Source organism: Bradyrhizobium sp. 62B (assembly GCF_030272265.2).
Classification (GTDB): Bacteria; Pseudomonadota; Alphaproteobacteria; order Rhizobiales; family Xanthobacteraceae; genus Bradyrhizobium.
Window position 1 is genome coordinate 304,474 of sequence record NZ_CP092842.1, and the last position, 25,321, is coordinate 329,794.

General features: G+C 60.3%; 22 protein-coding genes and 3 pseudogenes. 7 read left to right on the plus strand and 18 right to left on the minus strand.

The window, feature by feature from the left end; translation table 11 throughout:
• Nucleotides 1-30: 30 nt before the first annotated feature.
• Complete coding sequence (locus tag ML401_RS36380; protein ID WP_285813274.1) at nucleotides 31-2,142, minus strand: methyl-accepting chemotaxis protein; 2,112 nt, start codon at nucleotides 2,140-2,142, stop codon at nucleotides 31-33.
• Nucleotides 2,143-2,482: 340 nt separating this feature from the next.
• Between ML401_RS36380 and cybH the strand changes: the two genes are divergently transcribed.
• Nucleotides 2,483-3,208 carry a Ni/Fe-hydrogenase, b-type cytochrome subunit gene (gene cybH / locus ML401_RS36385; RefSeq protein ID WP_285813275.1) on the plus strand — a complete coding sequence of 242 codons (726 nt, stop codon included), beginning with the start codon at nucleotides 2,483-2,485 and terminating at the stop codon, nucleotides 3,206-3,208.
• Between the two features lie 2 nt (nucleotides 3,209-3,210).
• On the opposite strand, the gene ML401_RS36390 is transcribed toward cybH, so the two are convergent.
• Together ML401_RS36390 and ML401_RS36395 are read right to left on the minus strand one after the other, a co-directional pair.
• A complete protein-coding gene (locus ML401_RS36390) occupies nucleotides 3,211-5,235 on the minus strand; it encodes a TonB-dependent receptor (RefSeq protein ID WP_285813373.1) in 2,025 nt (674 codons plus the stop codon).
• A 302-nt stretch (nucleotides 5,236-5,537) separates the two neighbouring features.
• Entirely contained in the window at nucleotides 5,538-6,605 is a 1,068-nt protein-coding gene (locus ML401_RS36395; RefSeq protein ID WP_285813276.1) for a HoxN/HupN/NixA family nickel/cobalt transporter, read from the minus strand.
• A 663-nt stretch (nucleotides 6,606-7,268) separates the two neighbouring features.
• Here ML401_RS36395 and ML401_RS36400 point away from each other — a divergent pair.
• The 5 genes from ML401_RS36400 to ML401_RS36420 are packed head-to-tail and all read left to right on the plus strand — an operon-like array spanning nucleotide 7,269 to nucleotide 12,575.
• The gene (locus ML401_RS36400; RefSeq protein ID WP_376717448.1) at nucleotides 7,269-8,705 is read left to right on the plus strand and encodes an ABC transporter substrate-binding protein; all 1,437 of its coding nucleotides are present in this window, start codon (nucleotides 7,269-7,271) and stop codon (nucleotides 8,703-8,705) included.
• A gap of 57 nt (nucleotides 8,706-8,762) precedes the next feature.
• Entirely contained in the window at nucleotides 8,763-9,689 is a 927-nt protein-coding gene (locus ML401_RS36405) for a carbohydrate ABC transporter permease (RefSeq protein ID WP_285813374.1), read from the plus strand.
• The gene (locus ML401_RS36410) at nucleotides 9,686-10,525 is read left to right on the plus strand and encodes a carbohydrate ABC transporter permease (RefSeq protein ID WP_285813278.1); all 840 of its coding nucleotides are present in this window, start codon (nucleotides 9,686-9,688) and stop codon (nucleotides 10,523-10,525) included. The genes ML401_RS36405 and ML401_RS36410 overlap by 4 nt, the downstream gene beginning before the upstream one ends.
• A 10-nt stretch (nucleotides 10,526-10,535) precedes the next feature.
• On the plus strand, nucleotides 10,536-11,639 hold the full coding sequence (locus tag ML401_RS36415; protein ID WP_285813279.1) for an ABC transporter ATP-binding protein: 1,104 nt from the start codon (nucleotides 10,536-10,538) through the stop codon (nucleotides 11,637-11,639).
• Nucleotides 11,640-11,684: 45 nt separating this feature from the next.
• The gene (locus ML401_RS36420) at nucleotides 11,685-12,575 is read left to right on the plus strand and encodes an SMP-30/gluconolactonase/LRE family protein (protein WP_285813280.1); all 891 of its coding nucleotides are present in this window, start codon (nucleotides 11,685-11,687) and stop codon (nucleotides 12,573-12,575) included.
• 484 nt (nucleotides 12,576-13,059) lie between these two features.
• Here the strand turns inward: ML401_RS36420 and ML401_RS36425 are convergent, their stop codons facing one another.
• From ML401_RS36425 to ML401_RS36460, 8 genes and pseudogenes are all read right to left on the minus strand, one after another.
• Nucleotides 13,060-13,227, minus strand: a complete 168-nt coding sequence (locus ML401_RS36425) for a hypothetical protein (protein ID WP_285813281.1) — start codon at nucleotides 13,225-13,227, stop codon at nucleotides 13,060-13,062.
• A gap of 158 nt (nucleotides 13,228-13,385) precedes the next feature.
• Nucleotides 13,386-13,766 (minus strand): annotated as a pseudogene (locus tag ML401_RS36430) (LrgB family protein); the annotation flags it as partial.
• Between the two features lie 134 nt (nucleotides 13,767-13,900).
• The gene (locus ML401_RS36435; protein ID WP_285813282.1) at nucleotides 13,901-14,503 is read right to left on the minus strand and encodes a plasmid pRiA4b ORF-3 family protein; all 603 of its coding nucleotides are present in this window, start codon (nucleotides 14,501-14,503) and stop codon (nucleotides 13,901-13,903) included.
• The gene (locus ML401_RS36440) at nucleotides 14,500-16,065 is read right to left on the minus strand and encodes an IS66 family transposase (RefSeq protein ID WP_285813283.1); all 1,566 of its coding nucleotides are present in this window, start codon (nucleotides 16,063-16,065) and stop codon (nucleotides 14,500-14,502) included. The genes ML401_RS36435 and ML401_RS36440 overlap by 4 nt, the downstream gene beginning before the upstream one ends.
• A gap of 88 nt (nucleotides 16,066-16,153) precedes the next feature.
• Nucleotides 16,154-16,468, minus strand: a pseudogene (gene tnpB / locus ML401_RS36445) (IS66 family insertion sequence element accessory protein TnpB); the annotation flags it as partial.
• The gene (locus tag ML401_RS36450) at nucleotides 16,462-16,881 is read right to left on the minus strand and encodes a transposase (protein ID WP_285813284.1); all 420 of its coding nucleotides are present in this window, start codon (nucleotides 16,879-16,881) and stop codon (nucleotides 16,462-16,464) included. The gene ML401_RS36450 and the pseudogene tnpB (ML401_RS36445), both read right to left, overlap by 7 nt.
• 41 nt (nucleotides 16,882-16,922) lie before the next feature.
• The gene (locus ML401_RS36455) at nucleotides 16,923-17,159 is read right to left on the minus strand and encodes a hypothetical protein (RefSeq protein WP_285813285.1); all 237 of its coding nucleotides are present in this window, start codon (nucleotides 17,157-17,159) and stop codon (nucleotides 16,923-16,925) included.
• Between the two features lie 2 nt (nucleotides 17,160-17,161).
• Entirely contained in the window at nucleotides 17,162-18,811 is a 1,650-nt protein-coding gene (locus tag ML401_RS36460; protein ID WP_376717449.1) for an IS66 family transposase, read from the minus strand.
• A 512-nt stretch (nucleotides 18,812-19,323) separates the two neighbouring features.
• Between ML401_RS36460 and ML401_RS36465 the strand changes: the two genes are divergently transcribed.
• On the plus strand, nucleotides 19,324-21,390 hold the full coding sequence (locus ML401_RS36465; protein ID WP_285812919.1) for a recombinase family protein: 2,067 nt from the start codon (nucleotides 19,324-19,326) through the stop codon (nucleotides 21,388-21,390).
• A gap of 5 nt (nucleotides 21,391-21,395) precedes the next feature.
• Here ML401_RS36465 and tnpB (ML401_RS36470) read toward each other — a convergent pair whose 3' ends face one another.
• The 7 genes and pseudogenes from tnpB (ML401_RS36470) to pyk form a co-directional block, all read right to left on the minus strand.
• The gene (gene tnpB / locus ML401_RS36470; RefSeq protein ID WP_285813286.1) at nucleotides 21,396-21,701 is read right to left on the minus strand and encodes an IS66 family insertion sequence element accessory protein TnpB; all 306 of its coding nucleotides are present in this window, start codon (nucleotides 21,699-21,701) and stop codon (nucleotides 21,396-21,398) included.
• The gene (locus ML401_RS36475) at nucleotides 21,698-22,105 is read right to left on the minus strand and encodes a transposase (protein ID WP_050426610.1); all 408 of its coding nucleotides are present in this window, start codon (nucleotides 22,103-22,105) and stop codon (nucleotides 21,698-21,700) included. Before ML401_RS36475 ends, tnpB (ML401_RS36470) begins: the two co-directional genes overlap by 4 nt.
• Nucleotides 22,106-22,164: 59 nt before the next feature.
• Nucleotides 22,165-22,515: pseudogene (locus tag ML401_RS36480) on the minus strand (LrgB family protein); the annotation flags it as partial.
• Nucleotides 22,512-22,886, minus strand: a complete 375-nt coding sequence (locus ML401_RS36485) for a CidA/LrgA family protein (RefSeq protein WP_285813287.1) — start codon at nucleotides 22,884-22,886, stop codon at nucleotides 22,512-22,514. The pseudogene ML401_RS36480 and the gene ML401_RS36485, both read right to left, overlap by 4 nt.
• A gap of 128 nt (nucleotides 22,887-23,014) precedes the next feature.
• Nucleotides 23,015-23,344 (minus strand): multiprotein-bridging factor 1 family protein, encoded by a 330-nt coding sequence (locus ML401_RS36490; RefSeq protein ID WP_376717450.1) that lies wholly within the window; start codon nucleotides 23,342-23,344, stop codon nucleotides 23,015-23,017.
• The gene (locus ML401_RS36495) at nucleotides 23,325-23,651 is read right to left on the minus strand and encodes a PAS domain-containing protein (RefSeq protein WP_376717451.1); all 327 of its coding nucleotides are present in this window, start codon (nucleotides 23,649-23,651) and stop codon (nucleotides 23,325-23,327) included. The genes ML401_RS36490 and ML401_RS36495 overlap by 20 nt, the downstream gene beginning before the upstream one ends.
• A gap of 161 nt (nucleotides 23,652-23,812) precedes the next feature.
• Nucleotides 23,813-25,225: a pyruvate kinase gene (gene pyk / locus ML401_RS36500; RefSeq protein ID WP_285813289.1), complete on the minus strand. Its 1,413-nt coding sequence runs from the start codon at nucleotides 25,223-25,225 to the stop codon at nucleotides 23,813-23,815.
• Nucleotides 25,226-25,321 lie beyond the last annotated feature (96 nt).

Below are 25,321 nucleotides of genomic sequence, written 5' to 3' on the forward strand. Positions count from 1 at the left end.
GTGGCGTTGGCCTAGCCATCGCGAGCCCGGCTACGCCGCGACGACGTTGGCCATGAAACGGTCAAGCTCCGCGCGCAGGCGGTGGCTCGCCTCGGTTAGGCCGCGCGCTGATTGCAGCACGGCGGAAGCCGCCGAGCCGGTCTCGCTTGCTTCGCGATTGACCTGCTCGAGATTGGATGACACCTGCGCGGTGCCAGAGGCCGCCTGCTGCGCGCTCTGTGCGATCGCCTGTGTCGTCGCGGTCTGCTGGTCGACGGCGGACGCGATCGAACCCGAGATGGCGGAGATATCGCCAATGATGCCGGCGATCGACTTGATCGCGGCAATCGAATCTCCGGTCGCTTGCTGCATGCCTTCGACGTGAGAGCCGATCTCCTCCGTCGCACGGGCGGTTTGGCTTGCAAGCGACTTCACCTCGGCTGCGACGACTGCAAAGCCGCGGCCCGCCTCTCCGGCGCGGGCTGCCTCAATGGTGGCATTCAGCGCGAGCAGATTGGTCTGCTCTGCCACCGCTGTAATCAGCTTCACGACATCACCAATCCGGTGCGAGGCTCGCGCGAGCGTCGCGATGCGGGCGTCAGTGCTCTTGGCCTGGGCTACCGCATTACCGGAGATCGCATTCGAGTTGCGGACCTGGGTGCGAATATCATTGATCGACAGCGACAGCTCCTCGGCCGCCGAGGCGACCAAACCAATGCTGCTCGACGATTCTCGCGCGGCGCCGACCACCGCGTTGGTCAGGCCCCCTGTCGCCTCCGCATTGCGCGACAGCGTTGATGCTGCTGCTTCGAGCTGCTGAGCTGAATCCGAAATGCCGTTGACGATGTCGCCCACCGCGGCCTCAAAGCCGCCAGCGAATTTAGCGAGCTCAGCGCGCCGCAGCTCGGCCGCCGACCTGTTACGCTCTTCGATCTCCGCAGCTTCGCGTTCGGCGCGCTCAATGGCTTGCCGCTTGAAGCTCTCGACCGCGCCAGCCATCTTGCCGACCTCGTCGTGCCGACCGAGCCCCGGCAGCACGATCTCATAGCGGCCATTGGCCAGCTCGATCATCGAGCTGCACATCGCGATGACAGGCTTTGCGATACCGCGTCCGATCGCGAAGGAGAGCACGAGGCCAATTGCAATCGAGGCGAGCGCAAGGGCAACCACTACCGATTGACCGTTGATAATTTGCGCCGCGGTCTTTTTCTCGGCATCAGCCTGCTCCGCCAAAGCCACTCGCTTCAGAGAGGCGGCCGCCCCGGATAGTCCGTGACGCAGCTTCCACATGTCCGCCATCAAACGATCGATCTCTTGGCCTGCGGCCTCCACTCGGGCGAACCCATCCCGGTAAGACGCGACGAGCTCGCCGAGCGTCTGCCCGCCAAGGTCCCGCGAGCGAAGCTCTCGCACGATCGCACTTTGAAATCGTTCTATTCTCTGTAAGACGTCCCTCGCGAGGACTTCATCGTGGCGCTTCAATTCTGTCATTGCGAGGCGATCGATGGTATCGAAACGTTCAATGATGCTTTCTGCTTGAGCGCCGGGCGCCTTCACCTGATCAAGCGCGGTCCGGATGACGCGCGCCTGCTCGCCCAGCGTGGCTGCCGAACGATCGATCCCGGAGCGCAGCGCCAGCACTTTGTTGAAGGAATCGGTATAGGCGCGGTAGGCTTCGAACAGTTCCTTTATCGACTGCTGCCAGTTGAGAGTTGCAGTCTCGGTTTTGGCTGCCGTGATCGTTCGCTCGAGCAAGCGTCGCGCCTCTTCCGCGGCAGCTTCCGCCTCCTTCGTGCCTGTCAAGGCGTAATAGCGCGCGTTGCTCTGGTATGCCGAGAGCGAGCTGTCGATTTCGCGTGCATAATCCGATTCCGACATGCTGATGCGATAAACGTCGAAGCCGTCGAGAATCGCCTCATAGCCTAACCAAGCGCCCGCCATGGTGCCCGCAGACAGCAGCAGAACGATGGCAAATCCCATCATGATCTTCACGCGGATTGACAGGTTGGCGATGACCGGCTCGCTTTTCGGCAGGCTCATGGCCGCTGCATTCATGCGGCCCTGTGTCTGGAAGATGCCTGCCCGGCCCGATGCGCCGGCGCGCCGAATGAAGCTCAAATCCATATCGCAAATACCTGGTTCGCTGGAGCTGGAAATGGGCAAACGATGTGCCGTCTCTCCTAATCATCGGTAAATTGCAGCGAGCTGCCGCGCAGCAAGTGTCGTGCGCCGGGTAAGGAGGTTCGCTGCTCAAGCAGGGATTAAGGTCGCGAAAGGACGTGGATGCAGCGAAAAATAGCAAAGACTTTCAATCAGGATATGAAAGCAGGATTTTCGCCTGCGGATAAAGCAGGTTTCCAATTCTTCGTTATGTGGGGCGCTGGAGCGTGAAGAAAAAAATTCAGGGCGGTGATTTCGCGCCGGCATGCGCGCGATATTCTCGATGGCATGTGCTGATTCGTTTGTTCGCTGCGTCGAATCACTCTCAATGCAGGAGCAAGCGATGACGGAGATCTCGGAGATCCCGGGTACTTTGGACGCCGTCGGCGCCGTCGGCACGGATCGACAGTCAATCTATGTCTATGAGGCGCCGGTACGGATCTGGCACTGGTTGAATGCGCTAACGATCACTCTTCTGGCCTTAACCGGTTATCTAATCGCCTCGCCACTGCCCTCGATGCCTGGCGAAGCTAGCAACTGGTACACGATGGGCTACATCCGATTCGTTCACTTCGCTTCGGGACAGGTGCTCGCCTGCGCGTTCCTTTATCGCGTCTACTGGGCCTTCGTGGGCAACCAGTATTCGCGCCAGTTGTTCGCGTTCCCGATCTACAACCGGATCTGGCGCTGGGGCCTTTTGTACGAGCTGCGATGGTACCTGTTCCTAGTGCGCTACCCGAAAAAATACGTCGGCCACAATCCGTTGGCCAATACTGCGATGTTCCTGTTCGTGATTGCGATGATCCTGATGATGCTGACCGGTTTTGCGCTCTACGCTGAGGGCGAGGGCCGCGACAGCTTATGGTATGTGTTGTTCGGCTGGTGGTTCATGATCTTCCCAAACAGTCAAGAAGTGCACACAGTGCACCATCTCGGCCTCTGGTTCATTGTGACTTTCGTCATCCTGCATGTATATGCTGCCGTGCGCGAGGACATCATGTCGCGTCAGAGCATGCTATCCGCCATCATTACGGGCGAACGGACGTTTCGCGACTCGCGACCTGACTGATATCAGAATGTGCCCGCTAGGGTCACTCGGACGGTCAAGGGTTCGACCGGGTGAAGCACATAGTCCATCACACCAATGGCACAGACTGGCGCAGGGGCGGCATTGGCGGCGCAGAGATTGTAAAGCTTGTCCGTCTTCAGCAGGGAGCCATAGGCATAGGTGATCTGGTTCGCCTTGCTGTTGAAGAGGTTGAGCATATCGAGCTGGAGGCGCCAGCCCTTGTCGGTGCGGTAGCCGAGCCGCGCGTTGAAGATGCTGGTAGGTTGCGATCGGAAGGCGTTGTCTTCCGTCAACGGACTGGAGGCGAGATAGCGCCAGCGAAGGGCGCCGAACCAGCCCGTCTTCGCGCCGAGCGAGATGCCGGCGGACGCCACCATCGTCGGTGCGTTGGGGATATAGTTGCCGGGCGCGTTGCCGATCTGGGCGGCGGAAGAACCGGCGAGTGAGGCATAAACCTCGGCCTGGTCGCTGTCGTAACCGCGAAAGCGCGCATGGGTCATCGCGAGGTCGGCGTCGACGTCGATCCAAGACCGTGGGCGATAATGGTTGGTCCATTCGAATCCATAGCGGCGGCTTGCGCGCGCCGTCGTGGTATCGCCGGCATCGCCTGAGAACAGGATCTCGGAATCCTGGTCGAGGACGAAGAGGCTGAGCGAGGTGTCGAGATCCGGGACGATCCTCGAGCGCACGCCGACCTCCGCGCCCCTGGTGCGGACCAGCAGCGGCGATCGCGGCAGCTTGGTCCCTGGATCACTCGGATCTTCCGTCGTCGTCGCACCGCGCGCGTCGTTCGAGTGCATGCCATAGCCGGCGCCGAAAAAGAACTCGGTCTTGCTGAAGGGACCGACCCCGATGCGGAGCTTGGGGCTTCCGATTGCAGCGTTGGCATGGCCGGAGTTATTCGCATTGAATAGCGACGTCACGTCGGCCGCGTAATAGTCTCCGCGCCAACCTACCGTGGTCCTCAGCCAGTCCGTCAAGCGCAACGTACTCTCGGTGTAAACGCCGATGCTGCCTTCACTGACCTTGTCGTTGCGCACATTGGACAAGAAGCTGCGCCCGTACGTGTCGGTGAGCGCGAGATCGATGGCGTCGTAACGGGACTGCAGGCCGAAGGTCGTCTGCATCGGCAGCCCAGCGAGCGAGCCATCCAGCGTCCGTGCGATATTGGCGCCGGCCATCAGGCGGTCGTCATGCTGGTGAAACTGGTCGCCGGTCACGGGATTGGCAAGGAAATAAGTGAAGTTATTGTAGAGATTGAGCTCGCTCTTCACGACATAGGCGTTCGCTTTCCAGGCCCCGGAATTATCGCTCTGCGCCACGCGCGCCGTCAGGGCAAAACGGTTCGCGTTGCCGCCGTCAGTCGGGTCTTCAGATCCAAACCGATCCATCATTCCGTCCGTCATGGCGCGCTGCGGCACTTGATCGGTTGCATTCCATCTGTTGGCGTAAGCCATGCCCGTGACGGACACGCCGTCGGTGGCCGTGCCCTGGCTGTAGCGCAAGAGCCCATTGAGCTTGCGGAGATTGTCCGAGTTGTCCCAGGGGCCATTGTAGGTGCTCGCCTCGCCGGCGAGGAGCAATGTCCCATCGCCGAGCCTCGTCGAATCCATGCCGAGGAAGCGGCGATATCCAAAGCTGCCGGCCGTCATCTGCGCCAACCCCTTCACCGTGCGGTCGATCAAGCCGATATGCACGGTGCCGACCGAGGAAAAGTCGCCTTCATCGGCGAAGTAGGGCCCCTTCTTCACCTCCATGGCGGCCATGGTTTCAGGAATCAGCCAATTGAGGTCGGCATAGCCCTGGCCGTGGGCGTGAGTGCGCATGTTGGCAGGCACATCATCAACATAGATCGCGAGATCCGTGCCATGATCGAGATTATAGCCGCGCAAGAAGTACTGATTCGCTTTGCCCTCGCCGGAATGCTGCGTCACAATGAGCCCCGGTACGGCCTCGAGCACTTCGCCCGGGCGCATCACGGGCCTCGCGTTGAGGTCTTCGCCTGACACCGTGATCTGGCTTGCCATGCTAGACGTCGCAGCCAAAGCTGCGCCGCTCTTGGCCGATACTGCCGATGCTTGCCCACCCACCTGGCTACTGGACCCTATGCCGAGCACTCGATCCGAGCGGGGCGTTGGGGCTCTTCGTGGTCGCCGTGGGATCTCCTCACGAGTGACTATGACTGCAGGCAATGTGTAGCTACTCTGGATATCGTCTCCAGAGCAGGGTTCTGCGTCGATCATCAGGGCGCAGATGCTTAATGCTGCAAGGCTAGTCCAGCGAGCAATGCCAGCAGGCTTCGAGCGGCTTGGCCGCATAGCTGCAGCTGCTAGGTCACGCGCGATGTGGGCAAGGCGGTTCGAGTGGTTTTTCCTTTCCATGCAACGCGATAAAGCAGGAGAGATACTAGCCAGGCGAGAGCGAACAATGACATTACGGCGAAGCCGAAGGTGGCTTGTGATCCCTTGATGCGATCGACGAACCTCCAAAGGGCACCCGAGAGTTCAAGCTGATCGCCGATCAAGCCAAGCGTTTCCACGCTACCGATGAACAGCGCAATCGTGACTGAGGCCCCTGTGATTGTCAGATTGTACCAAAGCTTTCGGGCCGGATCGACGAAAGCCCAGCGATAAGCACTGGCCATGAATGCTGAATCTAAGGTATCAACCAGGGACATTCCGGCAGCGAAAAGAGCGGGAAAGACTATGGCCTGCCAGAGCGACAGGCCTCGCGCAGTCTCAGAGGCAGAGAGGGAGAGCAGGCCAATTTCGGCTGCGGTGTCGAAACTCAATCCGAACAGGAAGCCGAGTGGATACATGTGCCAGCTTTGCGTCACCATTCGGAACATCGGGCCGAGCAAGCGCGAGAGCAGACCACTTCCGGCCATGAGCCGATCGGACACTTGTGTGTCGTAGACGCCGCTGGCGCGCGCTACACGGATAGTGCGCCACAAGCTGGCAAAGATCGCAAGGTTGACCGCGGCCAGGCCGAGCAGGAAGACAGCTGAAACCGACGTTCCGATCAATCCGCCCAAGCTCTTGAGCACACCCTCTCCGCCCAGGCTCACGACGCCGGCGGCAAATAAGATCATTGCAGCGAGAACGACAGTGGAATGGCCAAGCGCAAAGTAGAGACCTACGCTTTCGGCGGCACGGCCGGAATGCATCAGCTTGCGCACGACATTGTCTATTGCCGCGATATGGTCGGCATCTACGGCGTGGCGTAGGCCGAACACCCACGCGAGTAACGCCGTTGCCATCACCGAAGGCTGGCCGGCGAACAGAGCAATGGCCCAGCTCCAGGCGGCGATGTTAACGAGCGCAAGTCCTGCGAACAGCAGGACGGTTCTCACCTCAAGACGTCCTAGTGGGCTGCCTCCTTGCGTGACCTGCCCCATCCAATGACGCTCCCCGGTATGATCTTTGTGTCGAACTATCACACCCACAGCAATATTCAGGCCAAGTAGGACCATGGCGTAAAAGGGTGCCAAACGCTTGCGCTTGCAAAAGAATCCCTGTCCATAGCGAGTCGCGCCTGGAAACAGGCGATGCCGCTCGGAAACCAACTAACCATATTCGGCAAGGTACTTCTCATCCCCGCAGAACAGTGAGCGACATGCATTCGTTGTTCAGCAAAGGCTGGCAAGGGCGCAACTGGCTCGGTCAAAGCTCCGCCGTGCGCTGGCCGATTTTTCTTTGGCTATGAGGCTTGAGCGGGCCGAAGCAGAGACTGCTGACAGGTGAATGTGGCTCATCGGTGGTTGCAAAGTTCTCATTTGCCGGCCGCTTCCGCCTCACAGCAGACTGACGCCAAAAGCAAATACATCGAGAGTTTTTGGGGGGAAGGCGTGTTTTACCAAGGCGAAATCGCATTCATGGCCATCGGGCATGCGCGGCCTGAGCTCGGATGGCCATCCCCAAAGACACTCATCTGTTCGTTCGACAGCCCTCCGACGGTGCGGCAGTCGACGTCCAGCATGGGTAACCGCTCGACGCGCCGAGGCAAAGGCTCCGGGGCCACCTTGGCGGCTTAGGATTGCTCAAACGAGGAGGAGGAAGGGATGAAGTTCAGGACATTGTTGGGCGTGGCAGCTATCCTTGCGCTCACAGGTGTATCGGCCCCTGCCGCTGATAAGGATGCCGCTGACATTGCTGTCGAAGCTGCAAAGAAATATGCAGGCACGACGATCAGTATCGTCTGGGAGGCGGGCCTTCAATCGTTGGACCCGCTCAACTATTCGGGTCCGAAATGGGAGAAGCTCACTGGCATCAAGGTGAAGGTGGTCGAGGTGCCGACCGACCAGATGTTCACCAAGATCATGCAGGATTTCAAGTCGGGCGCCGGGGCCTATGACGCACTGAACGTCATTCCATCCTGGATGCCCGACCTGGCCCGGGCCGGAGCGCTCGAGCCTCTCGACAAATATGTCGACAAATTCGGCTATCGCGACGAGTTGCAGGACATTGCCGCGGCCTATCGCGACAACCAGATGCAGTATGACGGCAAGATCTTCGGCTTCCCGGATGACGGCGATGTGATGCTGCTCTACTACCGCAAAGACATTTTCGAGGATCCGAAGATGAAGGAGGGGTTCAAGGCCAAGTTCGGCTACGAGCTCGCTCCGCCCAAGGACTGGAAGCAGTTTGACGAGATCGGACAGTTCATCACTGACAAGATGGCGCCCAAGGTCTACGGCGCCGGCTTCTTCCGAACTGCGCCCTATCCGCAATACATGTTCCAGGAACGTTTCCGCATGGAGGGCGGCAAGTTCTTCAATGCCGATACTATGAAATCGACGGTGAATAGCGAGGTCGGCCTGAAGGTCTTCAAGCAGATGTTGGCCGAGAACAAGTTCATGCCACCAGGCGTGGAGCAATGGAATTTTGTCGACAACTTGGCCGCGTTCCTCCAGGGCACCACCGCCATGACGATCTCCTGGCCTCCTTATGGGCGTTGGGCCGCCGGCTACGGCTCGGGCGAGGAGGCGCTGAAGTGGGTGCCCAAATCGCAAGTCGCCGGCAAGGTCGGGTATGCGCTTACACCCCTCGGTCGCCCGGAGCTTGGCGTCGGTTTCGACCTGTCCGTCTCGGCCACGAGCAAGAACAAGGAGGCCGCTTATCTCTTCATCCAATGGCTGAACAGCAAGAAGACCAGCCTTGAGCGCGTGCAGCTCCCCTATACGCTGCGCGATCCATTCCGCCTGTCGCACTACGCGAGCGAGAAATACCGTGCGCTCTGGCCTGATGCTCCTGCCTATCTCGACACGATCAAGACATCTGGCGAGAAGGGCCTGCTCGATCTCTCCCTGCTGCAGCAGGACAAGTACGACGAGGCGATGACCAAGGCCATTTCGAGCCTCTGGGCCGGCGAAGATCCGAAGGCCATTCTCGACCGCATGGCGCAGCAGTTTGATGCCATCACCGAGAAGGTGGGCATCGAAAACCAGAAGGCGGTTTATAAGGTCTGGGCAGCAAAACCAGGCGCCTATCCGCAATAGTTGGCTTGGAGGGCGAACGGGAGGCACCACCTCCCGTGCGGCGCGATTCCTGGATTGATGATGACGTTCTCTACAAGCCTCAATGGCACTGAACATCGCCGCCCGAGCCGGCTCGGGCGCGTGCTCGAGGACCGCCTACCCTATCTCATCGTTGCGCCCGCAATATTGGTCCTTCTCCTCGTCGGCCTCTTTCCCCTCATCTACTCGCTGATCGTGAGCTTCCAGCGCATTACGATGACGGACAACGATACGTCTTTCGCGGGCTTGCTGAACTATGCGGAGTTGTTCAGAGATACCCGTTTGTGGGCATCGCTCGGCCACACCGCGATCATCACAGCAATCGCCCTGCCCCTGGAGCTACTGATCGGCTTCCTGATGGCGCAGCTCTTCATCGACCGCATGCCCGGGCGCCAGCTCTTCGTCGCGCTCCTGGTGCTGCCGACGGTGATTTCTCCGATTGTTGCTGGTGCGACCTGGCGCCTGCTGTTCGACGTCCGCTTCGGTCCCATCGGTGAGATACTCAGCTTTTTCGCCGGCGAGCCGGTCCGGATCCTGTGGACCGTCAACCCTGCTTACGTCTATCCGGCGATCATCATCTGCGAAGTGTGGCAGTGGTCCCCGTTCATGTTTCTGCTGCTGCTTGCCGCGTTGTCCAATGTCGATCAGTCTCAACTGGAGGCTGCTGAGATTGATGGAGCACCGTACCTGCGCGTGCTTCGGGCGATCATTCTGCCGGCGATCGCGCCTGTGATAGCTGTAGCATGCCTGATCCGCGGCCTCGACCTCGTGCGCCTCTTCGACATCATCTGGGCCCTCACCGAAGGCGGGCCGGGCTCGATGACCGAGACGATCTCACTCTACACTTATGTGCAGGGCTTCTCGCAATTCGAAACCAGCTACACCGCCGCGATCTCCTTCCTGGTGATTGCGCTGCTCACTGCCGTTACCACGCTTGTCCTCAAGCGCATGGAGATTGCGCGATGAGGCTGATGAAGCTGCCCACCAGGAAGGCACGCGTTCTGGTGCTGCGCTATATCGGCGCCGGCGTCGTCACTTTGCTGTTTCTATTTCCGGTCTACTGGCTGTTTATGATTTCGTTCAAGACGCCGGACGAGATCTATCACGTGCCGCCATTGTGGATGCCTGGGCAGATCCAGTTCTCGAATTATTATGTCCTATTCAAGGATGGTGACGTCATGGCCATCCTGAACAGCCTGATCGTCGCCGGCGTTAGCTCCGCCATTGCCATCATTCTTGGTACCCTCTGCGCCTACAGCCTCGCCCGGTTCGGCACGGGCGGCGAGAACCTTGCGATGTGGATCATTTCCCAGCGCATGATCCCGCCGATTGCGGTCGTCTTCCCGATCTTCCTGATCTACGTCTATTTCGGTTTGGTTGACGGCTACTTCGGCCTGATCGTGCTCTATACCGCGTTCAATCTGCCTTATGTCATCTGGATGATGCGGGGTTACATCGTTGATGTTCCGATCGAGCTGGAGGAAAGCGCCCTCGTCGACGGACTGAACCGATGGCAGGTCATCTGGAAGGTCGTCTTCCCGATGGTGCGCCCGGGGCTCATGGCGACTTCGGTCTTTACTTTTGTGTTCGCCTGGAACGACTTCCTCTTCGCGCTGGTGCTCACGCGTACCGAAGTGATCACTTTTCCGGTCATGCTGACGCACTATTTCGGTGGCCAGTCAAATTTCTGGGCGAAAATCGCGGCGATGTCCGCCCTGGGGACTTTGCCGATCTTCGTCGCAGTTACGGTGATGCAGCGCTATCTCGTGCGCGGCATCTCGCTCGGCGCAGTCAAGGGTTAGGGAGATTAGAGTGGCCGACGTCAAGTTGACCGGAGTGCACAAATACTACGGTAACGTGCATGCCGTTCGGGGACTAGACTTAACGATCAGCGATGGCGAATTCGCTGTGCTCGTGGGTCCGTCAGGCTGCGGCAAGAGCACGCTTTTGCGGACGATCGCCGGTCTCGAAGATCCGGACGACGGCACGATCGCGATTGGCGGCGCTATCGTCAACGATCTGCGCCCGCGCGAACGCAACATTGCGATGGTATTTCAGAACTACGCACTCTATCCCTATTTAACCGTCAATGAGAATATCGCGTTCGGTCTGCGCGCCCGCAAGACGCCCGAAATCGAGATCAGGAAGCGGGTCAGCGAAGCCGCCGAGATGCTCGGCATCGGTAATCTCCTCCAGCGTTATCCACGTCAGCTCTCCGGTGGACAGCGTCAACGCGTCGCGATCGGAAGGGCCATCGTTCGCAAGGCGGATCTTTTCTTGTTTGACGAGCCGCTCTCAAATCTGGACGCTCAATTGCGCGACGAGATGCGGACCGAGATCAAGCGTCTGCATCACGAGATCACCACCACGATGATCTACGTTACACACGATCAGGTCGAGGCGATGACGCTGGCGGATCGTATCGTGCTGCTACGTGATGGAAAAATCGAGCAGCAGGGAGCTCCACTCGAACTGTTCGAGCGGCCGCGAACGGGCTTCGTGGCGGGCTTCCTCGGCTCTCCTTCGATCAATCTCATACCGGCAACCCTGACGGCGATGAATGGCGGGCTTTCTGTCGTTTTCGGTTCCGGAGAATCCCTGACTGTGCCGCCTGCGAAGGCCACCGTCCTTTCTAGCGTGGCGGGACGTGAGCTCATTGTCGGCATTCGGCCCCAGCATTTCAGCCGAGCCGGCGACGGACCATTGCGCGATGGGGTGGTGCCCTATTCAGCGGTTGCCGATCTCATCCAGCCTACAGGTACTCGCACCTTCACGACCATCAAGATCGGCGGAGTAGACGCAGTCGCGGAGCTGCAAGCACATGATGTTCAGAGCCATGGGGAGCGAATCCAGCTCGCCATCGACCTCAATCGGATGGTGCTGATCGATCCGGCCACCGGCTCGGTCATCGCCTAAGCGCAAGAGTTCGCAAACCCAACAACGGGGTGCAGGGGGAAAAGCATGGCATCGAGACGTTTTGCTACCGGAATCGGAGCGCCCGAGGGGCCAATCTGCCTCCCCGACGGATCGATGTATGTCACGGAGATGTCCGCATCGACGCTGTGCATCACGCGGCTCGATCAGCGAGGCAATCGCAGAGTGGTTCGCGCGACGGGCGGCCGCCCGAACGGACTGACGTCGGACGGCCACGGCCGCATCTGGATCGCAGAAGCCGGCCTGCGGGTGCTGATTTGCATCGACCAAGCCGGAAACGAGATCCGGCGCATGCAGGGCGAAGGCGCCGATCGCTTTTTATTTCCGAATGACCTCTGCTTCGGCCCCAACGGACTGCTCTACATGACTGATTCAGGCATGGCGGCTGAGGATTTCATCAACGGGCAGGCCTTCGTCGAGGGCTATATGGACCTTGATTGGGACGGCAGCGTCTACGAAATCGATCCCGCGGCCATGAAGGTCCTTCGCGTCCTCGATCGCGGGATCCGCTTCACCAACGGGATTGCTTTCGGGCCCGACGACCATCTCTATGCCAACGCGTCGTTCACGGGCGAAATCTACCGCTATGACGTACTCGGCAAGCCCATGCCTGAACGTGTTGTTTTCGGCAATGTGCTGCAGCCCGACCCCAATCCTGACTTCAAGGGGCCCGACGGGATGGCTTTTGGCACCGACGGCCGGCTCTATTGCACAGTCTATAATCAGAAGAACGTCACTGTGCTCGACCGCGGCGGCAACGTCGTGGATCGGCTCATGTTGGATGGGCCGCAACCGACAAATTGCGCCTTCACGATTGAAGGCAAGAAGTTGCGCGTGACAGAGGTCGGCAAGGGTCAGGTTGAAGAGCTCGATGTGCCCTGCGAAGGGGTGCCTCTACATCTGCCTAAATTCGATTAAGGTCGGAAACTCGTTTCCGGTCGGCACGCGGCACTTGGCACAGAGCAACTAGCTGGTGCAAGCCGCAGACGAGTTGGCGCCAGCTCGCGGTCTTAGCATTACGCGCCTGGGGCGGATAAATACGAGCATGAACAGTTCAAAACAGAAGCTAAGACAAGTGGGGCCGCTGGCTTGCCGAGGATTATGGCCACCGGCCCCGGCGTCAGCTACTTGAAATTGCCCTGCCCCAGGTGCAGTAGCGATAGCTGACAGGCACGAGATAGCCCGGCGGCGGCTCCTCCGCAAATCTCGGCTGCGGTTAACGTAAACGGCAGGGCGCGAGGTGATGTTATGTTTTGTTTTGGTCAGCATGGCGGTGCCGCCAGTTGAAGTGCCCTGATCGTCGCCACCAGGACGTCCTATTTCGCGGGCCGCCGCGAACGGAAGTGAGGCAAACTACTCGTGCCGGTTACGGCGCGAGTTGAGTGACGGGTTAGGTCAGAACTCATAGCGTCCCCTTACTTGATCGCTCGCGAAGATCAAACTCGAGCTCTGTCAGTCTTTTGATCAGTTGCTCAATAACCGCCTCGTAATCAGAACGCGTGAGTGAGCTCACGCCACGAGAGGCGAGCTCGTGCTGCAGGGCCTTCGCCATGACGGCCTTGACGCTCATGGGACCTCATCGGAAATGTTCTCGCATGAAATCTTCAAACTAAGGGAGACAATCAACAAGTGCTCTCGCAAACAAGGAAGGACCCCTGAGGTGGCCGCTGAAAAGTCTATCCGCAAAAGGGAGGATGGACCTTGTCAGAACGGGCCATCCGCGGTGGCTTACCGCAACAATTGTGTGACAGCGAGAGGTACGAGCAAAGACGTAACCAGCGCGTTCAAGCTCATCGCAATCCCTGAGAACACGCCCGCAACCTCGTCCACCTGAAACGCTCGCGCAGTGCCAATACCGTGCGCCGCGATGCCCGCGGCAAAGCCACGCGCACGAAAATCAGTGATGCCACTCCGATCCATCAATGGCGTCACAATGATCGCCCCCATGACCCCGGTGAGGATCACCGCGCCGGCGGTCAGAGAAGGATCGGCGTGCAGTGTTTCGCTGATCCCCATTGCGACCGCCGCTGTCACAGATTTAGGCGCAAGGGACAGCACAACCTCGCGCGGCAAGCCAGCAGCTTTCGCAAGTAGCACGATCGACACGACGTATCCATCCGAGCTAGGCCGCGGACAGGGGCTCACCGATTCCACCGCGTGAGAAGTTCGGGGTCTTCCTTGTGCATCCTGATGAGCTCCATCGTAAGCGCAGTTCTGCGGCCCTTTTGACTGGCCCTTGACGCCTATTTTGTTCGCGTCGCGCGTCGCCGCGGTTTCCATGTGTCGGACAACGCGTTGACGGCAGCTTCGAGCGCCTTCCGGTCGATGACGTTGGAATCGAACCGCTCCGGACCCCAGAGGCGCACATGTTCGTGGTCCGGATGAGCGGGGTCTCTGATGGCTTCGAGGTATTCGGCATAACCCGGCGCACCGCCGACGTCTTCCGGAGGACAACGCCCGGTGGCCTCGAGCAAGAAGGGAAGTCCTTCCGTCGTGGTGTTCTCGAACCATTTTTCGAGCTTGATCACATGGTCCCAGCTGTCGCCGAAGTCATAGAGATAATGGATCGTCTTGGCGCCAGTCTCGCGAACGACATCGCAAAGCCGCGCTTTGCTGGCATCCATGGGATGGTGGCCGTAATCGTTGTGAGGATCTGGAATGCCCCAACGGACCTCACCAGCGAAGAACTCGAAGAGGTGGCTATTCGTCCAGCCAAATGCCGCCTGCAGCGTCAGATGCAGCCGATCAAGGCGCAGCGTGAACGGCACGACAAGGCGACGCATCACCTCCGGTTTCACGTCCTTGAGGGTCACCTTGATCCGGACCGCGGTCGTGTTCAGGCTCATGCCGCCAGCCTCGGATCGTGTGCAAGCATCGTGTAGATCGATGCCCAAGGGAGCAGTTCGTCCAGTCGCGCCGCAGGCCAACCATTGACGAGCTTCGCGAGAACATCAGCGAGCCAGTGCTCGGCACTGACGCCATTGAGCTTACAAGTCTCGATTAACGAAGCCAGGACTGCCCAATTCTCGGCGCCCTCGTCGCACCCGGCAAAAAGAGAGTTCTTGGCGTTGAGCTTGATCGGCCGCATCGCACGCTCGACAGCATTCGTGTCCATCTCGATGCGCCCGTCATCAAGGTAGAGTGTCAGGCCGCTCCAATGACGGAGCGCGTAACGCAAGGCCTTCGCCGTGTCGCTCTTCGGTGCAAGGTGATCAAGCTTGGCCTCAAACCACTGCTTCAAGGCTGTAGCGAGAGGCCGCGCATGCGCCTGCCTGCCGGCACAGCGCTCCGCATCCGATCGGCCGCGGAGGGCCTTCTCGACTGCGTAAAGCTGGGCGATGCGTTCGAGAGCCTCGCGGGCAACCGGAGCTGGCGCCGGCGAAGCCTCGCGCTCGATCTTCACAAACTGGCGCCGTAGATGCGACCAGCAGAAGGCGAGCGTTCCGGACAGGGCATCCGCACGCGTCTCTCGGGTCATGGTCTTGTAGGCCTGATAGCCGTCGCAATGGATGATGCCGCGGTAGTCCTCGAGCAGCCTCAAGCCATGGACGGCCCCCCGGCCCGGTGCATAAGCGTAAACCACGCCAGGTGGGTCAGGTCCTGCCCAGGGCCTGTCATCGCGTGACAGCGCCCAGAAGTAGCCGGTTTTGGTCCTGCCGCGCCCCGGATCTAACACCGGTGCGGGGGTCTCATCGACACAGAGCTTCGAAGAGGCGAGCAGAAGCTGGCGTAGACGATGCCACAAAGGCTTCAATTCCTGGGCGGCATAGCCGACCCAGAAGGCGAGCGTGGAACGGTCGAGCGCTATTCCGTGGGTCGCCAGCATCTGCGCCTGGCGGTAAAGCGGCAAATGCCAATGATACTTGGCGTCGATCACATGCGCGACCAGCCGCTCGGTGGGCAATCCTCCCCTGATCAGTCGCTCGGGCGCAGCCTGCTGGAGGACGACGCCGTGACAGGCGCGGCAGGCCAGCTTGGGCCGGCGGGTGACGATAACGCGATACTGCGCCGGAACGACATCGAGCCTCTGACTCTCATCGTGACCGATCTCGAAGAGGTCGCCGTTACAACACGGGCAACTGGTCTCCGCTGGCATCAGGATTTCGACGATGCGCGGCAAATGCTCCGGAAGTTGACCCCGGTTGGCTCTGCGCGCGGCAGCTCTCTTCTCGCAAACTCTGGGATTGGCGCGATCCTCAGTTGCTTCGAGGGCCGCGACGGCCTGATCGATATCCTCCAGAACAAGCTGCAGCTGATCAGCGTCCAGCTTTTCCGAGGACCGACCGAACTGCGCACCTTTTGCAAGCTTGAGCAACCGCTCGAGCCTGGCGCAGCGATCCAGCAGAGCCGCGGCAAAGACCCGCAACTCGGCCGGATCGCTCGGCAGTTCATCAGGCAAATCACTCATTGCCCCGAGTCTGCCATGCTTCGCGCCCCGATGCAGCGAAGATTTGTATCTTTACGCAAGTGCTCGGCGATGCGTCGCGAGGCGCATGCATGCGCGTCCAATCCATGCCAGCCAGAAGCGCCGACAGCTGGGCGGCATTCATCCGCATCACGCCGGCCACAATGGGAGGCCATTTGAAGCCGCTGCCATCGAGCCGCTTCCAGTACATCACAAGGCCGCTGCCATCCCAGACGACGATCTTCACCCGGTCAGAGCGCTTCGCACGGAACACCACCGCCACACCCTTCATCGGGTCATGGCCCAGCGTCTCCTTCGCCAACAGCGCCAAGCCCTCCGCACCTTTTCTGAAGTCTACAGGTTGCGTCGCCACGTAAATCATGAGGCTCGCGGGCGGCGTCAGCATGAACGTGTCCGTCGAAGCGCTAAGAACACGTCGCTCAACACAGCAAGGCCAGGCGCCCCCCGCACCTCCACGCGTGCTCCCTGGAGCTCAACCGTCACAATGGCTGCTTCCGGCGACCTGGTCGGCTCTGCGGCCGCCGGTAGCGCCGATTCCGATACCACCGGCACGAACGACAGCGTCTCCGAAGTCGGCAGCACCAACTGGCCCAAACGTGCCCGGCGCCGCCAGTCGTGCACCTGCTGGGGCCGGCAGCCATGGCGACGGGCGACCTCTGTGACAACCGCCCCCAGCTCGAGGCTTTCCGCGGCAATCTGTGCCTTCAATTCATCCGGCCACCGCTTGCGACCTGCGCCAGCGAACACTTCAATACGCGGTGACAACGGTCGTCTTATGTCGTCAGAATGGTCGTCCATTATGAGCACCCTTCCAGAAGATGACTCTTCTAACGGTGCTCTCAAGACTCCGCACAAACAATCCAAAGGGCCTCGGCGCTACGCTTACGCTCCATCAGGTTTTCGATGCCGAAGTCGGTGAACGCCATGACCTGGTCGTCACCTATGCCGTAAACCCAGATGACACCATCCTCTGTGTCCATTCCGTTCGCCACGTCCCAGAGCCAGTCCTCGTCTTCGCCGAGGTCTTTTGCGACGCGAGCGATGGTGAAGACGGCGTGAACCTTGTTGACGTGCATGGCTACGCCGCCTGGGCGGAGGACCTCGACGCAGGAGGCGTCCAGTTCCAGGGCAACAACTCGTACAGGTGGTTCTGTGGCATGTCGGCAATGCGCGCGAGGACGTCGGCAAGCCAGGCTTTCGGGTCGATGTCGTTGAGACTCGCCGTCATGATAAGCGTGGCCATCACGGCAGCCCGCTCCGCGCCGCGATCAGAACCGGCGAACAACCATGCCTTTCTTCCCAGAGCAAAACCGCGCAACGCCCGCTCTGCTGCATTGTTCGTCATGCAGATCCTTCCGTCGTGGACAAGGCGGGCAAAGCCCTCCCAACGGTTGAGCAGATAGTTGATCGGCTTGATCACGTTGGACGAACGCGAGAGCCGGGCAGAGTCCGCCCGGAGCCAAGTCTCAAGGTCGGTCAGCAGTGGCGCGCTTCTTTCCCGGCGGATCTGCAGCCGCTCCTCAGCGCTCAGCCCATAGATGTCGCGCTCGATCTCGAACAATTGGTCAATCCGACGAACCGCTTCCAGCGCAACGGGCGAGATCGCCGTCGCCGATCTTCCGCGGCGAGCGTTCTGGGCGATGTCGGCAAGTTCGAAGAACGCCCTCCGGCCATGTGCCCAACAGAAGGCGGGCGTGGCCGGCAACGCCTTGCGTCCGGGATCGAAGAGAGCGTTGAACCCGCTATAGGCATCGGCCTGCAGGATGCCGGCGAAGTTCTGAAGATGCCGCGCGGGATGCTCGCCGCGCCGATCACGTGAGGCGTAGAACAGCGCGGCCGGTGGATCTCGCCCGCCGAATGGCCGATCGTCGCGAACATAGGTCCAAATCCGGCCGGGAGCTGCTTTTCCTTTTGCGAGGATCGGGATCTTGGTGTCGTCGCCATGGAGCCTATCGGCGGAGAGCACATAGGCTTCGATCAATTCAAAGATGGGTCTGACCGCAAAGGCTCCGGCGCCCACCTGGTCCGCCAGCGTCGAGACCGACAGGGCGATCCCCTCACATTTGAAGCGCTGGCTCTGTCGATTTAGCGGCTGATGCTGACCAAATTTGTCGAACAGGATCGTCGCCAGAAGCTGGGGTCCGATATAGCCCCGGGGGGTGGCATGGAAGGGCGCTGGCGGCTGCGTGATCGCCTCGCAATCCCGACAACTGAACTTCTCCCGGACTGTGTCGATCACCTTGAACCGGCGTGGGATCTCCTCCAGCGTCGAGGTCACGCTTTCGCCGAGCTTCGACAGCCGCGCCGACCCGCAGCAGGGGCATTGCGTCGGGGCCGGCAGGACCACGCGTTCTCGCACGATGTCGTCGGGGAAGGGTTGACGCACCGGCCGCTTGCGCTCAAACGAACGCACCGTCTGCGTCTTCCCGGCCGTCTTCTCGGCAGCCAGCTCATCCTCGGTCGCGTCCGCCTCGAGTTCCTCAAGCTCAAGCTCCAGCTGATCGAGCAGCCGTGCCGACCGCTCGGAGCGAGTGCCATATATCGTCCGTCGTAGCTTCTCGATCTCGAGCTTGAGATGGGCAATCAGCGCTTCGGTGCTCGATTGCTTCGCCTGGGCATTGGCCGCTTCAGCAAGCCTGGCTTCCGCCGCAAGCCTGGCCGAGCGTTCGGCCAAAATCATTGCATGCGCGGCGGCAAGATCGGGCGGCAGGTCGGCGCTGGAGTCCATGGCCAGATGGAATCACATTCGCTGCCAAACTCAAATGACAAAGTCTCAGCCTACGCTGGTCGGACGCCAGGACTCTTGGGGATTGCGCCAGTCGATGCCGGACAACGAGGGCATCGGGAGATACCCATAAGAGTGACGATGACGTGGCCACCTCCGAAGAGGTGGAAGTCGTTGATCCGCGTCATCCGCTTTATGGCCGGCGCTATCGATTAATCTCGATCGGCAAGGAGACGACAACACGCGGAGCGTGCAAGGAGCTCTTTGCGCGTGTACATTACCGATTCGGTCTCACGCTTCTTCTGCCGCTCGGGGCGACGAATCTTGAGCGGAACGGCTTGCCGCGCGCCGCGCCAACCAAGCTGAGCCTCGACGCGCTGCAGGACTTAATCGCGTTGGCCGAAGAGAGCGGGGGCACATGCCCATCGAACCTCGAGAGGTCTGGCGCAGTCTGCCGGAAGCGCTCCGGCAGGCGATCGCAGAGGATCTCGGCCAAGTCCTGCGGGAGATGAGCGATGGGCTCGGAACTCGTCAAGCCGGATCACCTGGACCGCAAAGCAGTGGTGTATGTGCGGCAGTCGACGCCACACCAAGTGATCACCAATCAAGAAAGCCTAAAGCTTCAGTACGCCCTCTCGCAGCGTGCTCGCGAACTCGGATGGCACGAGGCGGACATCGATGTGATTGACAGCGATCTTGGGCAGAGCGGCGCTGGCGCAGCGCACCGGAAAGGCTTCAAGGACTTGGTCGCCCGCGTCACTCTTGGTGAGGTTGGCCTTATCCTATCGATGGACGTGACGCGCCTGGCGCGCAATTGTTCGGATTGGTACCCGCTACTTGATGTCTGCGGGCACCGTCATTGTTTGATCGCCGACCGGGATGGCGTTTATGATCCTGGGACACCCAATGGCCGCCTGCTGCTCGGCCTGAAAGGTACGATCTCAGAGCTGGAATTGCACACGATCAGAAGCCGGATGACCACTGGGCGTATGGCAAAAGCCGAACGCGGTGACTTGGTCGTGCAGTTGCCGGCGGGCCTTGTCCGCGACCCTTCAGGGGTGGTCACCAAGGATCCCAATCTCGAGGTGCAGGGGCGCCTGTCGCTGCTCTTCGAGACCTTCCTGAAAGTACGGACCGCCGCGCAAGCGATGCGGGCCTTTGTTGGCCGCGGCTTGGCACTGCCTCGCCTCGACCGCCATGGCGATCTGCGCTGGCAGCCTGCGACGGTGTCGGCCGTGACGGCGATCCTGAAGAATCCGGCCTATGCAGGCGCCTTTGTCTATGGAAGGACTTGGCAGAAGCCGTCCAAAATACCGGGAGAGCGTCCACAAAAGTCTCCGCGTCGTGGAACGGACTGGAGGATCGTGGTGAGGGAAAAGTACCCGGCCTATATCGACTGGGAAACCTTCGAGAAGATCCAGGCGATGCTGCGCGACAATCGTGCGGAATACCAGCACATCAAGAGCCGCGGAATCCCGCGCGACGGGGCAGCCCTGCTTCACGGCATCACCTATTGCGGCGAATGCGGACACAAGATGGCCGTGCGCTACAAGGGCGGCAGTCAATATGTCTGCAATCATCTGAAAATCCAGCGTGGCGCACCGGAATGTCAGAACCTGCGCGCCGCACCGATCGACGCACAGGTTGCGGCGGCATTCTTGGAAGCTGTGGCACCGGCGGAAATCGATGCGTTGTCCAAAGCGCGCAAGACCCATCTGCAGTCCGAAAGAGCCCTGCGGCACGCTGAAGAGCAGCAGGTTGAGAGGCTTCGCTATCAGGCAGCCCTCGCCGAGCGCCAGTTCAATCGCGCCGATCCCGATAACCGGCTCGTGACAGGCGAACTGGAACGACGGTGGGAAGCCGCTCTATCGGAGCTGCGCCGAGCCGAGGAGGCATTAGCCCAGCGCACGATGCACAAGTCCAATGAACCCTTGGGCGTTCCTCACGATCTGCGTGCCAAGGTAATCGCCCTTGGAAATCGTCTTCCGGCGCTATGGGACAACCCCGCAACCCGCAGGGACCACCGCAAGGCGCTCTTGCGCTGTCTGATCGAGAAGGTGGTGATGCGCCGCTGTGCTCGGGACAAGGCTGAGGTGCGCATTGTGTGGCGCGGCGGCGCGACCACTGAGCTTGTAGTCACCCTACCTGTGAATGCTGTGGCTGCGCTGCCGCGTCACAAGGAGATGATAGAACGCATATGCGCATTGGCGCGGGATGGCGCCTACGACGATGAGATCGCGCGCATTCTGACGCAGGAAGGACATCACTCGCCATGGGAGGCTGACAAAGTTCTGCCGATCACGGTCCGGCGCATTCGTCTCAAACACCGCCTCAAGGTGCGGCATCGAACACGGTGGTCAGCGGTGGCCGACCATTTGTCAGTAACCCAACTAGCACAACGCCTCAGGATACCCGTCAAATGGATTTATGTTCAGCTCAAGCGAGGGAGCATCCTGACCACCCGAGAGGCTTCGGGCCGCTTCCTCTTTCCTGACAACACAAACGCGTTGCAGGCCATTCGCAGCTTGAGAAATCATCGTATCGCGCAGATTGATCTGAGGGAGGATCACCGTGAAAAGTAGGGGCATCAACAACAGCCCTCAAGGAGGTAGCTCATCTGCGCCTGCGAGATCGACACCACGCCGTCCGCCAGCGACGGCCAGACAAAACGACCTCTTTCGAGTTTTTTCGTAAATAGGCATGCTCCCCGGCCGTCATGCCAGATCACTTTCAATAGATCGCCCCTGCGTCCACGGAAGCAGAACAAATGACCACTCAGCGGATCACGGCGCAGCACCTCTTGCACCTGCAACGACAATGAAGCGAAGCCTTTGCGCATGTCGGTGTGGCCCGTCGCCAGCCACACCCGAACTCCCGTAGGAACAGGAATCATCGTGGATCCAAAATCTCGATGATCCGGCGAAGCGCCTCAACGTCGACGCCCGCATCGACAATGACGCGCCGCCCGCCAGCCAGCTCGATCTCGATCCGACGCTCCGTCGAATCTGCGGTCGCGCTCTCCGATGATACCGCCACCGACGCCGCGGGCACCCCCTCGGCCACAACTGCCCTGACAAAGCCAGCCTCGGATTTAGTCCGGGTCGCCGCGAAGGCTCTTCGCCAAGTCACCAACAGAGAACGCGACAAGCCGTATCGCCGCGCTGTCGCCGCAACCAGGCGGGGCTCGGACAGGCTCTCTAAAACAATCCGCGCCTTCTCCTCCTCAGACCAACGGCGGCGCCGGCCTGTATCAACCACTTCCAGTCGATTCAGCGTACTGATCGTATGGCTGTCCATACGTACAGTTCTCAACCATCAGGCCAGCCCGCGGCAAGGCGGCTCTCCTCGGAGGCTTACGACACGACCCCCGTGACCGAGCCCACAACGAGGGCTGCCAGCATTGGCACGATCGAGGCGAGGACAATCCTGCGGTGCTCGTAGAGCGGGATAGCGAGCGCGACTGTGGCTGGGCCGAGCAAGAAATGTACGAACTGCGCTCCACCAAAATAGACCGGATATGGCGTGCCGGTCACGAACAGAAACACGCCAACGATCCAGACCGCGTGGAGAACAGGATTGGCGAGCGGATGTCGGTGGAGGGCAAGCGACAGCGCCTCCGAGACTGTATAAACCAGCAAGGTGATCGTCAGCCAAAGCAGAGGCGAGTGCGACAGATAGACCCAGAGGGCGAATGCGTGGTCCTTCATGGCGTCTCATGACCGAACAGACGGCTGACCAGGCGAAACGTCAGCACGGTCGCGAGAAGGGTCACTGTGACCGAAAGGGCAAGGATCAGCACAATTGCCATCCCATGAGCGTAAATGAGATCGAGGTTGTCCACGATACCTACGCCGGCCGGGACGAACAGGAGGGACAGATTGTTGAGCAGCCCCCTGCTTGCAGTCTCAACGCAGCCGTTTCGCAGCGGAGCGATGATTGCGAAACGGTCACGGACGAGCAGCAGAATCAACAGCAGCAGGAGCCCGACGATCGGACCAGGCAGCAGCAGGGCGAACCCGCGAGTCATGGCTTCTCCGATCAATTGGCAGAGCAGGATAAGACCGAGACTTGCCAGCATGGGGGCACCTGAGTAGCACTTTTACACGAGGAGACGCTGCCGGAAGCTCAATTGTTGAGAGCGGCGCCGCGCTCCGGCGCTGCAAAAAAGATAACGATTGATAACCATCTCCTTTTGCCGGCGGAGCGTCATCGCGGCTGAACACCGGGCTTGGCTACCACCGGAAAGGTAAATTCGATTCCTGCATCGACAAAGGTCTTTCGCAAGCTTTCCGTCAGAGCATCGGACATTGGTGGCGTGTCGTTGTACTCCTCGAGCCGCCGGATGACCGCCGAGGAGACGCACCCCCGCTCGGCCAGTTCCTTGACCGACCAGTTCAGCATGCGACGGGCGGCACGCAGTTGCCTGCCGGTGAGCTTTGAGGTCCCTCGTCGCTCTCGTGCCAGTATATCATGGTGCGCTTCCCTCCACATGCCAAGCCATTCCAGAACGCACCCGTCATCGGTCTTGAGCGGCACCGCCGCCCTCATGCCAGCGATAGAGCCCGTCTGCTCGCTGCAAGCGGCATTCGACGCTAAAAGGCTGCGCAGTTTCGACCGACACTGCCCATTCGCGCAGAACTGCCTCGCGGGCGTCTTCATGGAGGAGATTGATCCAGTTGACCGGAGATCCATGCGTTTCGGAAGCCTCAGCTGCCGGGAGGTGGCCATCGCCAATGCTTGTCCATAGTAAACCTCGACAGATCTGAGCCAGCGCGCTGTAGCGCTCCGTCTCTATTTTCCGTGCGTCTGAGAGATTGCGCCGTTCGGTAACATCGAGCGCCAACCCAAGAAGCAGTTGGACTTGCCGGCGCCATCGAGCAGCGGTTGGGCCCGGCCGTAGATCCAGCGCAAAGTGTCGTTCGGACGAATGATGCGAAACTCACCTTCAAGTGCAGATCGACATAAAGACGGCTCGACAGACGGTTCACGGCTAACGGCCTTGTCCTAGCAGACAGCCACGCGGACGTTGTTTGTCGCGCCTATTTGTCCGAATGGGAGGCCAAAGACCACCACGGCCAGGTCGCCCGACTGCACATAGCCTTCCCGTTGTGCTGCCACGGCCGCGATCTGGGTTATTTCTTCATGGCCGGAGGGATCGCTGGCCACGACACTATGGACGCCCCACAACAGGCACATGCGTCGCGCCACGATTTCGTCTGGCGTCAGAGCAAGAACGGGAACCGGTGGCCGCTTGCACGAAATGCGGGCCGCGGTCGTCCCGCTCGCCGTGAAGCCGATGATGGCTTTGGCCTCGATCGTGGCGGCAAGATCTGCGCCTGCCGCTGCGACGGCGTGTGGAGGGGTAATCTCTTCGTCGACTTGTGCAGCCCTGATCAAGGAGCGATAGAGACGATGTTGCTCCGTACTCCGGATGATACGATCCATCATGGCGACGGCTTCGGCCGGATAAGCGCCGTTTGCCGTTTCGGCTGACAGCATCACGGCATCGGCCCCATCATAGATGGCGGTCGCAACATCGGAAGCTTCCGCGCGCGTCGGCGTTGGCGCCGCCACCATGGAATCAAGCATCTGGGTTGCGACGATCACGGGCTTTGCGGCCACGCGGCAAGCACGGATGAGCTCTTTTTGACGGCCAGGCACGTTTTCCGGGGGGATCTCGACCCCAAGATCGCCGCGGGCGACCATGAGGGCGTCGGACAATTGGATGATATCGTCGATGCGATCAAGCGCCATTGGCGTTTCGATTTTGGCGACGAGGCCGGCTGCCTCACCGATGAGAGCTCGCGCCTCAATCAGGTCTGAAGGCTTCTGAACAAAGGACAAGGCAACCCAGTCGACGCCCAGCTCCAGGCCGAAGACAAGATCGGCGCGATCCTTCTTCGTCAGGGGGGAGATATCAAGCAGCGCCCCCGGCACGTTTACGCCCTTGTGATCGCGGATCGCGCCGCCGACAATGACGCGCGCGATCATTTCGCCATCGCCTGGCTTTTCGAGGCTCAGGCGGACACGGCCGTCGTCGATGAGCAGATCTTGACCTGGATGCGCGGCTGCAAAGATCTCCGGATGTGGCAGAGGGATCGCCTGCTTTCCGCCTCTTGCTCCGTCCAGAACGAAGCGGACCGTTTCGCCGGCCTGCAGCGTGAGCTCGCCCTCTTTAAGCGAGCCGATGCGCAGCTTCGGGCCTTGCAGATCCTGTAGCACGCCGATGGCTCGGCCGAATTCGCGCTCGAGCGCGCGGATGGCGGCAAAGGCGCGCGCGTGATCGTCTTTGGTGCCATGGCTGAAGTTCAGGCGGAATGTATCGGCACCTGCAAGATAGAGAGCACGGAGTTTGTCTGGCTCGACGGTTGCCGGGCCGATGGTTGCGACGATCTTGGCATGGCGCGAGCGACGCATCAAAAATCAAGCCCCTTGGATGAGCGGCCTTCGAGAACGCCGCTCCTGGCGACTGCCAATGTTTTGTCGATCACGCGCCCGCCCATCCAAACGATG

Excerpts from the sequence above, each read along its gene's own strand:
- cybH (WP_285813275.1), top strand. The coding sequence starts at position 2,483 with ATGACGGAGATCTCGGAGATCCCGGGTACTTTGGACGCCGTCGGCGCC.
- ML401_RS36390 (WP_285813373.1), bottom strand. The coding sequence starts at position 5,235 with ATGGCAAGCCAGATCACGGTGTCAGGCGAAGACCTCAACGCGAGGCCC.
- ML401_RS36395 (WP_285813276.1), bottom strand. The coding sequence starts at position 6,605 with ATGGGGCAGGTCACGCAAGGAGGCAGCCCACTAGGACGTCTTGAGGTG.
- ML401_RS36400 (WP_376717448.1), top strand. The coding sequence starts at position 7,269 with ATGAAGTTCAGGACATTGTTGGGCGTGGCAGCTATCCTTGCGCTCACA.
- ML401_RS36405 (WP_285813374.1), top strand. The coding sequence starts at position 8,763 with ATGATGACGTTCTCTACAAGCCTCAATGGCACTGAACATCGCCGCCCG.
- ML401_RS36410 (WP_285813278.1), top strand. The coding sequence starts at position 9,686 with ATGAGGCTGATGAAGCTGCCCACCAGGAAGGCACGCGTTCTGGTGCTG.
- ML401_RS36420 (WP_285813280.1), top strand. The coding sequence starts at position 11,685 with ATGGCATCGAGACGTTTTGCTACCGGAATCGGAGCGCCCGAGGGGCCA.
- ML401_RS36425 (WP_285813281.1), bottom strand. The coding sequence starts at position 13,227 with ATGAGCGTCAAGGCCGTCATGGCGAAGGCCCTGCAGCACGAGCTCGCC.
- ML401_RS36435 (WP_285813282.1), bottom strand. The coding sequence starts at position 14,503 with ATGAGCCTGAACACGACCGCGGTCCGGATCAAGGTGACCCTCAAGGAC.
- ML401_RS36440 (WP_285813283.1), bottom strand. The coding sequence starts at position 16,065 with ATGAGTGATTTGCCTGATGAACTGCCGAGCGATCCGGCCGAGTTGCGG.
- ML401_RS36450 (WP_285813284.1), bottom strand. The coding sequence starts at position 16,881 with ATGGACGACCATTCTGACGACATAAGACGACCGTTGTCACCGCGTATT.
- ML401_RS36455 (WP_285813285.1), bottom strand. The coding sequence starts at position 17,159 with ATGCACGTCAACAAGGTTCACGCCGTCTTCACCATCGCTCGCGTCGCA.
- ML401_RS36460 (WP_376717449.1), bottom strand. The coding sequence starts at position 18,811 with ATGGACTCCAGCGCCGACCTGCCGCCCGATCTTGCCGCCGCGCATGCA.
- ML401_RS36465 (WP_285812919.1), top strand. The coding sequence starts at position 19,324 with ATGGGCTCGGAACTCGTCAAGCCGGATCACCTGGACCGCAAAGCAGTG.
- tnpB (WP_285813286.1), bottom strand. The coding sequence starts at position 21,701 with ATGATTCCTGTTCCTACGGGAGTTCGGGTGTGGCTGGCGACGGGCCAC.
- ML401_RS36475 (WP_050426610.1), bottom strand. The coding sequence starts at position 22,105 with ATGGACAGCCATACGATCAGTACGCTGAATCGACTGGAAGTGGTTGAT.
- ML401_RS36485 (WP_285813287.1), bottom strand. The coding sequence starts at position 22,886 with ATGCTGGCAAGTCTCGGTCTTATCCTGCTCTGCCAATTGATCGGAGAA.
- pyk (WP_285813289.1), bottom strand. The coding sequence starts at position 25,225 with ATGCGTCGCTCGCGCCATGCCAAGATCGTCGCAACCATCGGCCCGGCA.